Here is a 13,353-nt window from a genome sequence, read left to right as displayed (position 1 = left end):
TTAAATTGTGAATTAAGAATTACTTTTTAGAACTCAAATTATTGGCTAATTCTTAATTTTTGTTTTAACTTTTATAGCATCATCATTTTTTAAAGACATTACACCAGAAGTAAGAACCGTATCACCAACTTTTAATCCAGAAAGAATTACAATTTCTTTATCGGTTCTAGTCAATGTTTCTACGATAATTTCTTTGGCTTTTCCATTGTTGGCAATAAAAACTTTCTTTCCGTCTTGAACAGGAATTATTGCTTCAGTTGGAACAACTATCGCATCTTTAATAGTATTTAAAGGTAATTCTACATTGGCAAAAGTTCCCGGAAGCAGTTTTCCGCTAGTGTTTTGCGCAATTGCTCTAATACTCAAAGTTCTTGTTGTGGTTTCTATTTCAGGTTCAATAGCGTAAATTTTTGCACTATATTTTTCTGGTAAACCATTTACAGTAAATTTAATTTCAGAATTTACTTTGATTTCTGAAGCATATTTTTCAGGAATTGAAAATGTGATTTTTAATGGATTTGTACTAACTAATTTGGCAACTAGAGTAGCAGGAGTGATGTAGGTTCCTGGAGAAATAGAACGCAAACCAATTTTGCCAGAAAATGGAGCTCGAACAGATGTTTTAGCAATTTGTGCACGAATAAGTTGTGTTTGTGATTGAGCCGTTCTAAAATCGGCGCTTGCAATGTCATATTCTTCTTGACTTATTGCTTCTTTTTGAAGTAATAACTTGGCACGTCTTTCATTTTCGGAAGCTAAATTTTGTCTTGTATTGGCTTGAGCTAATTGTGCTCTTAATTCAACATCATTAACTTTGAATAAAAGTTGACCTTTACTAACGTTTGAACCTTCTTTAAAAGCAATATTCTCAACAATTCCAGAAACTTCGCTTCTTATTTCAATTTGCTCATTGGCTTCAATAGAACCTGAAAGTGTCAACGCATTTGAGAAATCTTTAGATTCAGCAACAATCGCACTTACTGAAACAGGAGGTTTTTTATCACTTTTCCCTTTTCCTTTATCGGTTTCGCTGCTATTTTTAGTTATTCTGTAAGCAATTAATCCTCCAATTAAAATAATAAATAAAGCGATGGCAATGTTTTTAACTTTCATAAAATCTCTAGATAAAAAGTGTTATTTGTCTATACAAATATAGAACAACAAAATTACCTTTTATCAAAAGATTAATAGGCTTTGTTGACTTTTATTTAACTTTTGGATGAGAATAGGTATTTAACAATTAATTTAAAGCAATTCCTCGACGTGTTTTATTAAAAAAATCAACTTTTAATATTATGAACATAATAATTCAAAGAAGACCAATATTTATCTTTATAAATTTCAAAATCTAAATCAATTGATTCTTTATATTTTGTTTTGATTTCATCCATAATTTTTGAAGGATACCTAAAATCTTTGCAAGCAAAATATATTGTTCTAGTTCCATTAGCAGTCTCTCTTCCAATATTTAATTGCCCATTTTTATCATTCAAAAGGACTAATAAATCATCCTCAAAATCATTAAGTTTTTTTGAAGTTTGATTGTCAGGTAAACCATTGTTAGAAGTGCCATTAAATGTTAAATCAATTGCAAGAATCCATTGATAAGAAGCTTTTTCTTCCCATTTTAATAAATCAGAATTCATCACAGCAATTACAGGATTTCCATTGTTTAATTCTGCTTCTAAAATCACATATGTATCATCATCTGTACAGTGTTTTACAGCTTCATATTTTTCGATAAATTCTTTTTCTCTCCAAATTAAAAAGTCTTTTAATTTATCAATACTGATCAACTCCTTATCTGTTTTGTTTTCATCCAGAATATTAATGCTGTCGATTAATGTTATTGAATTTAATTCTCCAAGATAATTATCAATAAATATTAAACATCCCATATTTATTGTTTTTACATTATTTTTATCATGGTTATGATAAACAAGTGTTATATTTATTTCATCAGGATTTTCGGAATCATTTGTGCTAAAAAAGGATAAATTATCTTTGTTAAAGCTAATTCCGTTCATTTCAATACTGATATTTTCTATATCTGTTGCAGGTTTTAAAGCAGTGAATTTCCAACCATTGATTTTGGGTGCACTTTGAACTAATTCTTCTACAAAAACAATGTTTTTTAAGTTTCCATCTGCAGTAAATATTAATTCTGCTGTTTGATCATCATACATTCCTGTTACAAAATAAAAACCGTCTCTTAATTCTTCAAGTTTTGGACTTAACTTTTTAAAGAAATGACTTTGAATTTTTGTTCCGTCATTAACAATAGAATGAAATTCTTTCTGATTTTGCTCAAACCAATTCCAAAAATCTGAATAGTTTTTTATGGGTTCCTCTTTTGTACCAAACATTTTTTTGATAAAATTCATAGTATGATATATTTAAATTTTAAAGTAATTCCTCAATGTGTTTTTTAATATTCGAAGCAATTTTTGCAGTTGGCAAATCATTTTCGTCACCTCCAAATGGATCTTCAATTTCTTCGGCTATTAATTCTAAACTTGCTAAAACATAGAAAATAAAAATTACCACAGGAATTACATAATATCCAAGACTAAATACAAATCCGAAGGGCAAGGTCATTACAAAAAAGAAAATAAATTTTTTGATAAAAGCACTGTATGAATAAGGAATCGGAGTGTTTTTTATTCGTTCGCAAGCACCACAAACATCTGTAAATGATTGTAATTCAGAATTCAGAATTATAAATTGGTCACCAGTAATTTTTCCTGATGTATATAGTTCGTTTACTTTATTAAAAATCATTTTAGCTACTTGATTTGGATAATGCTTGTGATGATCAATTTGTAAATCTAAACCTTCAAACAATTCTTTGGCAGTATCTTCATCACTTAAATGTTTTTGTAAAATAGAAGCATAAGCCGGAATTAATCGTTTAAAATAGTTTCGGTCTTTGTCTTCTTTTAAAATGGCTGAAAGTTTTAAAGCCAAATTTCTAGAATTATTAACCAATGAACCCCAAAGTTTTCGTCCTTCCCACCAACGGTCATAAGCGGTATTGGTTCTATAGGCAAGCAATAATGAAAGAACAAATCCTACTGTTGTATGCATCAATGTTAAATTCTTAACATGGCTTTTTTCAGATAATTTCCAATATTCTAATTCCAAATAAGCAATTCCATAAGAATAAAACCCAATGAAAAACATCATAGGTAATAATTGACGAAATGTATCCGATTTATGAAATTTGAAAATGTATGTAATCCAATCTTTTGGGTTGTATTGTACCATTTGTAATGTTTAAGAGTTTAAAAGTTTTAGAGTTTAAGAGTTTAAGAGTTAAAAAGTTTAAGAGTTTAAGAGTTTAAAAGGTTATGAGTTTAATTAGCGATGAAAATCTGCAACCTAAAACCCAACACCTAACACCTAACACCTAACACCTGATAACTAGCTAATATAATTCCAGATATTTTTCTTCGCACTCATTTCGATAAAAATAGTTCTTAGATTTTGATGTTCGGGTTTATCCATTGCTGCATCATCTTTTAAAAGTTTTATAGCATACTCGCGTGCAACCATTAAAATATCTCGGTCTTTTACTAAATCGGCTATTTGTAAGTTTAAAATTCCACTTTGTTGCGTTCCTAAAATATCTCCTGGACCACGAAGTTTTAAATCGACTTCTGCTATTTCAAATCCGTCATTGGTTTTACACATGGTTTCTAATCTAGTTTTACTATCGTTGCTTAATTTAAAACCTGTCATCAAAATACAATAACTTTGATCAGCACCACGACCAACGCGACCTCGCAATTGATGTAATTGTGATAATCCAAATCGTTCGGCACTTTCAATAACCATAACACTTGCATTTGGTACGTTAACACCAACTTCAATAACGGTTGTCGCAACCATTATGTTAGTTTTTCCAGCTACAAATCGTTGCATTTCAGATTCTTTTTCGGCAGGTTTCATTTGTCCGTGAACGATTGAAATAGAATATTGTGGCAAAGGAAAATCTCTTGAAATACTTTCGTAGCCATCCATCAAATCTTTATAATCCTGAGTTGAACTTTCATTAATCAATGGATAAACAATGTAAACTTGTCTTCCTTTTGCAATTTCATCTTTCAAGAATTTCCAAACTTTTAATCGGTTGGAATCAAATCGATGCACCGTTTGAATTGGTTTTCTACCTGGAGGCAATTCATCAATTACAGAAATATCCAAGTCACCATACAAACTCATTGCCAAAGTTCTCGGAATAGGAGTAGCCGTCATCACAAGAACATGTGGCGGAATCTCATTCTTCTTCCATAATTTACTTCGTTGTTCTACACCAAAACGATGTTGTTCATCAATTACTGCCAATCCTAAATTATGAAATTTTACTTTATCTTCAAGCAACGCATGTGTTCCGATAATAATATCTAAAGTACCATTTTCAAGTTCTTCATGAATTATTTTTCTTTCTGAAGTTTTACTTGAACCAGTCAGTATTTTTATATTAATATTCAAGTCTTTAGCCAATTCTGATAATCCAATAAAATGTTGATTTGCAAGAATTTCTGTTGGAGCCATTAGGCAACTTTGAAAACCATTATCTTTTGCTAAAAGCATGCACATTAATGCCACAATTGTTTTGCCCGAACCAACATCACCTTGAAGCAAACGATTCATTTGAGCATTGCTTCCCATGTCGTTTCTAATTTCTTTAATTACTCTTTTTTGAGCATTGGTCAATTCAAATGGTAAATGATTGTTGTAGAAATCGGTAAAATTTGTCCCAACTTTATCAAAAGGATGTCCTTTTATTTTATGCTTTCTAATTAAGTTTTTTGTAATTAGTTGCAATTGAATGAAAAATAATTCTTCAAATTTTAATCGAAATTGCGCTTTCGCTAAAAGTTCTTGACTCTTCGGAAAGTGTATGTTGAACATTGCCTCATTTTTAGAAATAAGTTTCAAGGTTTCTAAAATATTAGAAGGCAAGGTTTCTATAAATTGTGCTTTGGTTTCAATAAAAAGTTGCTGCATCGCTTTGTTTACAACTCTATTGGTAATGCCACGTTGTGTCAGTTTTTCAGTACTAGGATAAACCGGTTGCATGGCACTTCTCAAACTCGCTTTGTGCTCAGCCAACAATTCCATTTCGGGATGCGCCATTGAATATTGGCTACCATAATTGGATGTTTTTCCGAAAATCACATAAGTTTCATTGAGTTTTATGCTTTCTCGAATCCATTTTACACCTTGAAACCATGTTAAATCCATTTGTCCGGTTTCGTCAGTAAATGTAGCTACCAACCGTTTTTGATTTTTACCAAATTCAACCGTTTTCACATGAATTATTTTGCCAATAATTTGAACTTCTGCTGTTGTTCCTTGTAGTTGATTGATTTTGTAATAACGAGTTCGGTCAATGTATCGGTTTGGAAATAAATTCATTAAATCTCCATAGCGATGAATATTGAGTTCTTTTCGAAGCAATTCGCCGCGAGAAGGACCAATACCTTTTAGATATTCGATAGGAGTTTGTAATGGATTATTAGACATTATACAATTTCAAAATTTGTAATTCTACATTGAATATTCAACATTAAAATTAGTAATGCGAAGATAGAATTTCAATTTCAATTTCAATGACTATATTTGTAATTCAATTATAAAATGTATGAAATATTTCCTGTTTTTTTTCTTTTCTACTTTATCTTTTAGTCAACAAACTACAAAAGTTGATTTCATAAAATGTGATGCCGAAGTTGCACCAGTTTTTGAAACCAAATCTATTTCTGGTAAAGTCACCTATCTTTTTAAAGTAAAAGAAAAGATTGATACCATTGCAATTGATGCTATAAATATGACGTTTTATGATATAATCATCAATGGAAAATTAGTAAAATATAAAGCAACTGATAAAAAGTTATTGCTATTTGAAGGATTCAAAAAAGGTAAAAATATATTGAATTTAAGATATAGTGCAACTCCAAAGCAAACAGTTTATTTTACAGGAATTGATAACGGGCAACAAATTTGGACACAAGGACAAGGAAAATATACAAGTCATTGGTTACCAAGTTTTGATGATGTAAATGAGAAAGTCATTTTTAATATATCTATTACCTTTAATAACAAATTTACGGCAATTTCTAATGGTGTTTTAAATGCTATTGACGATGATGGTAAATTGAAAACTTGGAAATATATTATGCAAAAACCAATGTCATCTTATCTCGCTATGTTTGCCATTGGAAAATTTGACTCAAAATTTGAAATTTCAAATTCTAATATCTCACTTACTAACTACTACAAACCAGTTGACGAAGATAAATATCAATATACCTACAAAGATTCTAAAACCATTTTTGATTTTCTTGAAAAAGAAATAGGAGTGAAGTATCCATGGAAAGTTTATCGTCAAGTTCCAGTAGAAGATTTTCTTTATGCTGGCATGGAAAATACTTCCGCAACTATTTTCTCACAAGATTATGTTGTTGATGAAAGCGGATTTAATGATAGAAATTATTTGAATGTCAATGCACATGAGTTAGCACATCAATGGTTTGGCGATTTGGTTACAGCAAAATCTGGAAAACATCATTGGCTTCAAGAAGGATTCGCTACTTATTATGCTTCGCTTGCAGAGCGAAAAGTTTTTGGTGACGATTATTTTTATAACCAATTATTTAGTTACGCCAATCGTTTGAAAGTTGCTGCTAAAACCGATACAATTCCGATAATGAATGAAAAGGCTAGTTCATTAAGTTTTTATCAAAAAGGTGCTTGGGCTTTACATTTTATAAGAGAATCAATTGGAGAAAAGAAGTTTAGAAAAGCGGTAAAAAGTTATTTAAAGAAATACCAATATAAAAATGTTGAAACAGACGACTTTCTAGCCGAAATTAGAAAAGTATCTGATTTTGATACTGAAAAGTTCAAAAAAGTTTGGTTGGAAGATTATAAATATCCAGCAAATGATATTAATTTTCTTTTGACTAAAAATGGGTTCATGCGTGATTTACTTAAATTGCAATATGAAAGGAAATCCAAATTGGAAGACAAATACAATTTGTTGAAAGTAATTTTAGCATCCGATAGTTATTCAGCATTGAAAGTTGAAGCGCTTTATCAAATTAGAAACGAGCCTTTTGAAAAAGTTGTTGAATTGTATGATTTAGCAATGAAATCTAACGATATTGCTATTAGAAGATTTGTGGCACAATCAATTGAAAAGATTCCGGAGTCGTTTAAGTCTGAATTTGAAACGCTTTTAAATGATAAATCATACGAAACAAATCAGGCAGCCTTTATAACGTTATGGAAAAATTTCCCAAATGAAAAATCTAAATATTTAGAAATTGCCAAAAATTGGGAAGGTAGAAGCGATAAAGAATTGAGAATATTATACTTAAATGCTTGTATGAATTATGCGGATGTTCACGAACTAGATGATAAAATGGCTTCAATTAACGCTTTAAAAGCTTTAAGTGAATTAATTCAATATACTTCACCAAATTATGAAAGTTCGATTCGTCAAAATGCTTTTGAGAGTTTACTATCTAATTATACTGAAAATAAAGAAGTTCTTAAAAATTTAGTTAACGCTACAACGCATCATAAATGGCAATTTACTAAATATGCTCGAGATAAAATTCGAGAACTAATTAAGAACGAAAAGTATTTGAATCAATTTAAAATGTTACTTTCAGAATTATCAATTGAAGAACAAAATCAGCTAAATAAACTTTTGGGAATTTAATATTTAGGTTTTAAAATATTGATGTAGCATAATTTCTACATTTCTAATAAGCCTTTTATCACTTTAATGTTTGTTTAGTTATCCAAAAGTGTAGTTTATCGATTTTCAATGATTCATAACGATTTTTTTTTTAATATAGGATTTAACTCATTTCATTTGCCATGTGAATTATTAACCCTTATTAAAAACTTTAATCAAGAAAATATGAAAACTAACAAACTTTTAGTATTAGGAGTTGCTCTTTTAACATTAGTGTTTACAAATTGTAATAGTAGTGATGAAGCTTCTGAAACTTATTCATTCAATTTTGGAAATAATACAACAAGTGATTTTGCAGGTAAAATTGTTGATGTAAACAATCAACCAATTTCAGGTGTAACAATTGAAATGAGTGGTCAAACTATTACAACTGCTGCTGATGGAACATTTACTTTATCTAATGTTTCTGTAAAAGAGAGATTTGCATACATGACTGCTACAAAATCTGGTTACATTAATGGTTCAAGAATGGTTTTTCCTCATGCAGGAGTAAACAATGTAACAATCATGATGTTAGAAAGAAATGTTGTTGCAACAATTCCTTCAGGTCAAACATCAGTGGTAAGTTTACCAAGTACTACAAGAGTTACTTTTGACGGAGCTTTCATGTTAGAAAATGGTCAACCATATACTGGAAATGTAAAAGTTTCTATGCACTTCTTAGATTCAAGAGATGCTAATGTATTTGACAAAATGCCAGGTAACTTAATTGGAACAAGAGAAGATGGTTCTATTTCTGGTATGGAAACATACGGAATGGTGAATGTTGAATTATATGGTGATAATGACGAAAAATTACAAATAGCTACTGGTCACACTGCTAACGTTTCTATGCCAATTGCTACTAACCAATTAGATACTGCTCCAGCTACAATTCCATTATGGCATTTTGATGAAGCTACAGGTCTTTGGAAAGAAGAAGGTTTCTCTAGAAAAATTGGTAACAGATACATCGGTAACGTTTCTCACTTTACATGGTGGAATAACGATTACGCTTATGTAGTTGCTACTTTGAATGTTGTTGTTACAAACTTTGATGGTACTCCAGTAAATGGTGTTAGAGTTACAATTTCAAGACAAGATGGAAGTACAGGAGATGTATTAATGAATTTAGGAACAACTGGTCCTAATGGTACTTTGAGTGCTGGTGTTCCAAGAAATGAAATACTTACTTTTAGAGCTTACACTGCAGACGGACAATTAATTAATACACAAGTTTTACCAGCTTCAAATGAAATGGTTAGAACTGTTTATGTTGTAATTCCGGTTGCTAACAAACCATAATTATATTAAACCCTAATTATATAATGAAAAAGCCGTTTCAAAATTGAAACGGCTTTTTTGTATCTAATAATTTTTTATAAAAAATCCTTAACCTCAGTTTTCAAATAACTTAATGCAACATTAGTTGCAGACTCTCCACTTTCAAAAAGATTACTTAGTATTGTTTCTCTTAGTTTATCAGCATTAGCAACTTCAGGATTCATTGTAGTCTTTCTTATGTTTTGAATCACTGTGTTTTTTGCAGTTGCAATCATTGTCCAACATTCATCAGTTACATATATTTGTTGCGTCAAATTGTGTTCGAATTCTTGCTCAATGTGATGAATCAATAAATTTTGATAATCACTTTTATTATCATTTAATGGAGCAACTCTAATCAATAATTTAGAAGGATTAATGCGTTCTAATAACAATGCTAATCGTTCATAAGCTTGAAGTTTTAATGGCAAAGATTGTTTCTGATTTTCTTTAAGTAAATGAAATCTCCTTCTTTTCTCTTCACTATTTGAAAAGGTTTGAAAAGAATAGTAGGCAACTCCACCAGTAATTAAAGCTGGTAATGTATAAAAGGCTAATTCGATAATTTTATCTGTATTCATAATTGTTTAAAATTGTATTTGAGGTGCTTTTTTCTTGAACCATTCTTTATCTCGATCCAAATTGTTTTCTACAGTATATTTTTTTTCTTGAGTATTTATGGTTAATTGTCCATAATACGTTGTCTTTCCTTTTTCAACAACAAATTTATGATTCAATGGAATTACAAATTCAGATTGTCTTTCACGAGTATTATCATAAATTTTGATTTTTGCAAACTTGTATTTCCCTTCAGGTTTTACAATTGAAAAAAGAAAATAGGTTTTTCCTTTTTCTCTAAAATCACCACTAGAATTTTTATAGGTAATTTCATTACTTTGGTTTGCATAATCAGCAACAGCTGGTAAATCATCTGTGTAAACAAAAGTATAACCGCTATAAGTTTTATTTTCAATGCAAATTGTTCCTACAATCATTCCTTCATTGTTAATTTCACTATAAGATGTTTTAAGATTTTTAGAAGGAGAAGAACATCCAAAAAATAGAACTAAAGCAGTACTGAATAACAAAATTTTTGATTTCATGTGTTTGAAAATTAGTTTGTATACAAAGAAAAACAATTTTTAAGTTGGATGCAAAAAATAGTTAATAAATCAAGCTTTAAAATATTGTTATTAATAGTTAGTAAACCTATTTTTGTAATTCTCAAAATTATACAGAACGAATTCTTATGATGCAGAAATATATCAGCCAACTAAACGAAGCACAGCAACAACCAGTTTTACAGAAAGATGGTCCAATGATTATTATTGCTGGTGCTGGTTCTGGTAAAACACGTGTGCTTACCATGCGTATTGCCTATCTTATGAGTTTAGGAGTTGATGCTTTCAATATTTTAGCTTTGACTTTTACCAATAAAGCAGCACGTGAAATGAAAAAGCGTATCGCTGATATTGTAGGAACCAACGAAGCTAAAAACCTTTGGATGGGAACTTTTCATTCCGTTTTTGCAAGAATTCTTAGAAGTGAAGCCGATAAATTAGGTTTTCCGTCCAATTTTACAATTTATGATACTCAAGATTCTGTTCGATTGATTTCTTCAATTATCAAAGAAATGCAATTGGATAAAGATGTTTACAAACCAAAACAAGTTTTAAGCAGGATTTCATCTTATAAAAATTCACTAATTACAGTAAAAGCATATCTAAATAATCCGGAGCTTCAAGAGCAAGACGCCATGTCTAAAAAACCGCGATTGGGTGAAGTTTATGCCAATTATGTCGATAGATGTTTCAAAGCAGGAGCCATGGATTTTGATGATTTATTATTAAAAACCAACGAATTATTAAATCGCTTTCCAGATGTTTTAGCTAAATATCAAGATAGATTTAGATATATAATGGTAGATGAGTATCAAGATACAAATCACTCTCAATATCTGATTGTAAGAGCTTTATCAGATAGATTTCAAAATATATGTGTTGTTGGTGATGATGCTCAAAGTATTTATGCTTTTCGCGGTGCTAACATTAATAATATTTTGAATTTTCAAAAAGATTATGATAATGTTCAGACTTATAGATTGGAACAAAATTATCGTTCAACCAAGAATATTGTAGAAGCAGCCAATTCTATTATTGATAAGAATAAAACCAAATTAGATAAAATTGTTTGGACAGCAAATGATTTCGGTCCAAAAATAAAAGTTCATAGAAGTGTTACCGATGGTGAAGAAGGTCGTTTTGTAGCCGGTGAAATATTTGAACAAAAAATGCGAAACCAAATGCTAAATGGTCAATTTGCTATTTTGTACAGAACCAATGCGCAATCGCGTTCAATGGAAGATGCTTTAAGAAAAAGAGACATTCCTTACAGAATATATGGTGGATTATCGTTCTATCAAAGAAAAGAAATTAAAGATGTTTTGTGTTATTTAAGATTGGTTATCAATCCAAAAGATGAAGAAGCTTTAATTAGAGTTATCAATTATCCTGCAAGAGGAATCGGAGATACAACTGTTGAAAAATTGACGGTTGCAGCCAATCATTATAAGCGTTCCATTTTTGAAGTCATGGAGCATATAGATAAAATTGATTTGAAATTAAATTCAGGAACAAAAGCAAAATTGCAAGATTTTGTTACCATGATAAAAAGTTTTCAAGTTATTAATGAAAACCAAGATGCTTTTTATTTAACCGATCACGTTACCAAAAAAACTGGATTAGTTCAAGAATTAAAAAAGGATGGTACTCCAGAAGGTATTGCACGAATTGAAAACATTGAAGTTTTAATGGGTGGTATCAAAGATTTTATTGAAGGTCAAAAAGAAATTGATGGTGCTCGTGGAGCTTTGTCTGAGTTTATGGAAGATGTAGCATTAGCAACCGATTTAGATAACGACACTGGTGATGATGATAGGGTAGCACTTATGACCATTCACTTAGCCAAAGGTCTTGAATTTCCTTATGTTTTTGTGGTTGGAATGGAAGAAGATTTATTTCCAAGTGCGATGAGTTTGAATACTAGAAGCGATCTTGAGGAAGAACGTCGTTTGTTTTATGTTGCCTTAACTCGTGCAGAACATCAAGCGTATCTTACTTATGCGCAATCGCGTTATCGTTGGGGAAAACTTACAGACAGTGAACCTTCGAGATTTATAGAAGAAATCAAGGAAGACTATTTAGAATATATAAACCCAAGTGATGCAGGAGGATATCGATATAAACCTATGATGGATATTGATATTTTTGGTGATATTGATAAATCTAAATTGCGTTTGTCAAAACCAGCAGCAGGAACTCCACCAAAAAAATATGGTGACGAACCAGTTTCTTCTTTAAATATTCGCAAATTGAAACCTGTCTCAAATAATGCTCCAAGTAATTCCAATTCCAATTTGTTTGACAATAAGCTTACTATTGGAAATGTTGTTATGCATGAACGTTTTGGTAAAGGTGAAGTAATCAATTTAGAAGGAGTAGGAGCTGATAAAAAAGCTGAAATCCGATTTGATGTTGGAGGAATAAAGAAGTTGTTGTTGCGCTTTGCAAAGTTGGATGTAATTGGGTAACACAAAAATGAAAATTACAAAAAGTAAATCCTCTAAAATTAATAAAACTAGAAAAAAAAAGCGAGAAGAGATTCAATATAAATTTCTAATAGCTATTCTTGTAATTGGTGTAATACATTATTATTTCTTTGAATCTGAGTATGTAGGTAGTGATAACAGATATGATTTATTTGTTTTTTGGATGCCAGTAGTTATCGGATTATTTTTAATTGTAAAATTTAATATACTTTCAATTGATTGGAACGATATTCTGCCTTCCATAAAAAAGGAAAAAAATATTTTTCATAAAATAATTTACTTGCCATTTTTATTTTTGATACATTTTATGTTGGCAGTAATGCTTTTTTGGATTCCTTCCAATATAATTTGGGATGGTATCAATAAAATAGAATCAAATAATAGTTTAATCGAAACTTACACTTTAAAAGTTTATGATTTTCATCATTCAACAGGAAGAAGTGGTTCTAATTTAATTAGATTTATTTTCAAAGGTAAAAAAGAGAGAATAAGAGTTAGTTATGAAGATATCAAACCTTACTTAGATAAAAATCCGGATGATTTTCAAGTTAGTATTGAAGTTAAAAAAGGAATTTGGAATTATTACATATTAGAAACTTGGGATATTAAAGAACTATCAAATTCTAAATCACCCTAACATTTTTTGTGGTATCTTTACCTTTATATATTC

10 protein-coding genes are annotated in these 13,353 nt (G+C 30.2%); 4 read left to right on the top strand and 6 right to left on the bottom strand.

Annotated elements, in window-relative coordinates; genetic code table 11:
• Positions 1 to 45: 45 nt before the first annotated feature.
• From ACIQ06_RS01735 to recG, 4 genes are all read right to left on the bottom strand, one after another.
• Positions 46 to 1,113, bottom strand: a complete 1,068-nt coding sequence (locus tag ACIQ06_RS01735) for an efflux RND transporter periplasmic adaptor subunit (protein WP_396143428.1) — start codon at positions 1,111 to 1,113, stop codon at positions 46 to 48.
• 167 nt (positions 1,114 to 1,280) lie between these two features.
• Positions 1,281 to 2,384: a DUF695 domain-containing protein gene (locus ACIQ06_RS01730; RefSeq protein WP_396143425.1), complete on the bottom strand. Its 1,104-nt coding sequence runs from the start codon at positions 2,382 to 2,384 to the stop codon at positions 1,281 to 1,283.
• Positions 2,385 to 2,403: 19 nt separating this feature from the next.
• Positions 2,404 to 3,267, bottom strand: coding sequence for a bestrophin family protein (locus tag ACIQ06_RS01725; protein WP_396143422.1), 864 nt, complete (start codon positions 3,265 to 3,267; stop codon positions 2,404 to 2,406).
• Positions 3,268 to 3,423: 156 nt separating this feature from the next.
• Complete coding sequence (recG, locus tag ACIQ06_RS01720; RefSeq protein WP_396143420.1) at positions 3,424 to 5,532, bottom strand: ATP-dependent DNA helicase RecG; 2,109 nt, start codon at positions 5,530 to 5,532, stop codon at positions 3,424 to 3,426.
• A gap of 118 nt (positions 5,533 to 5,650) precedes the next feature.
• Here recG and ACIQ06_RS01715 point away from each other — a divergent pair, with 118 nt between their 5' ends.
• The gene (locus ACIQ06_RS01715) at positions 5,651 to 7,735 is read left to right on the top strand and encodes a M1 family metallopeptidase (protein WP_396143417.1); all 2,085 of its coding nucleotides are present in this window, start codon (positions 5,651 to 5,653) and stop codon (positions 7,733 to 7,735) included.
• Between the two features lie 204 nt (positions 7,736 to 7,939).
• Entirely contained in the window at positions 7,940 to 9,058 is a 1,119-nt protein-coding gene (locus ACIQ06_RS01710) for a hypothetical protein (RefSeq protein ID WP_396143415.1), read from the top strand.
• Between the two features lie 74 nt (positions 9,059 to 9,132).
• Here ACIQ06_RS01710 and ACIQ06_RS01705 read toward each other — a convergent pair whose 3' ends face one another.
• Both ACIQ06_RS01705 and ACIQ06_RS01700 read right to left on the bottom strand, forming a co-directional pair.
• Entirely contained in the window at positions 9,133 to 9,657 is a 525-nt protein-coding gene (locus ACIQ06_RS01705; RefSeq protein ID WP_396143412.1) for a hypothetical protein, read from the bottom strand.
• A 6-nt stretch (positions 9,658 to 9,663) separates the two neighbouring features.
• Positions 9,664 to 10,179: a hypothetical protein gene (locus ACIQ06_RS01700; RefSeq protein ID WP_344816471.1), complete on the bottom strand. Its 516-nt coding sequence runs from the start codon at positions 10,177 to 10,179 to the stop codon at positions 9,664 to 9,666.
• 149 nt (positions 10,180 to 10,328) lie between these two features.
• Between ACIQ06_RS01700 and ACIQ06_RS01695 the strand changes: the two genes are divergently transcribed.
• Both ACIQ06_RS01695 and ACIQ06_RS01690 read left to right on the top strand, forming a co-directional pair.
• Positions 10,329 to 12,665, top strand: coding sequence for an ATP-dependent helicase (locus ACIQ06_RS01695; protein ID WP_396143477.1), 2,337 nt, complete (start codon positions 10,329 to 10,331; stop codon positions 12,663 to 12,665).
• Between the two features lie 7 nt (positions 12,666 to 12,672).
• Complete coding sequence (locus tag ACIQ06_RS01690; RefSeq protein ID WP_396143410.1) at positions 12,673 to 13,320, top strand: hypothetical protein; 648 nt, start codon at positions 12,673 to 12,675, stop codon at positions 13,318 to 13,320.
• Positions 13,321 to 13,353: the final 33 nt, after the last annotated feature.

The organism is Flavobacterium sp., from assembly GCF_044341265.1.
Classification (GTDB): Bacteria; Bacteroidota; Bacteroidia; order Flavobacteriales; family Flavobacteriaceae; genus Flavobacterium.
The sequence above is the reverse complement of the archived record's forward strand: the minus strand, read 5'-3'. Positions and strand labels throughout refer to the sequence as shown.

Bases quoted from the DNA above. Each gene is read 5' to 3' on its own strand.
- ACIQ06_RS01735 (WP_396143428.1), bottom strand. From the start codon at position 1,113: ATGAAAGTTAAAAACATTGCCATCGCTTTATTTATTATTTTAATTGGA.
- ACIQ06_RS01730 (WP_396143425.1), bottom strand. From the start codon at position 2,384: ATGAATTTTATCAAAAAAATGTTTGGTACAAAAGAGGAACCCATAAAA.
- ACIQ06_RS01725 (WP_396143422.1), bottom strand. From the start codon at position 3,267: ATGGTACAATACAACCCAAAAGATTGGATTACATACATTTTCAAATTT.
- recG (WP_396143420.1), bottom strand. From the start codon at position 5,532: ATGTCTAATAATCCATTACAAACTCCTATCGAATATCTAAAAGGTATT.
- ACIQ06_RS01715 (WP_396143417.1), top strand. From the start codon at position 5,651: ATGAAATATTTCCTGTTTTTTTTCTTTTCTACTTTATCTTTTAGTCAA.
- ACIQ06_RS01710 (WP_396143415.1), top strand. From the start codon at position 7,940: ATGAAAACTAACAAACTTTTAGTATTAGGAGTTGCTCTTTTAACATTA.
- ACIQ06_RS01705 (WP_396143412.1), bottom strand. From the start codon at position 9,657: ATGAATACAGATAAAATTATCGAATTAGCCTTTTATACATTACCAGCT.
- ACIQ06_RS01700 (WP_344816471.1), bottom strand. From the start codon at position 10,179: ATGAAATCAAAAATTTTGTTATTCAGTACTGCTTTAGTTCTATTTTTT.
- ACIQ06_RS01695 (WP_396143477.1), top strand. From the start codon at position 10,329: ATGCAGAAATATATCAGCCAACTAAACGAAGCACAGCAACAACCAGTT.
- ACIQ06_RS01690 (WP_396143410.1), top strand. From the start codon at position 12,673: ATGAAAATTACAAAAAGTAAATCCTCTAAAATTAATAAAACTAGAAAA.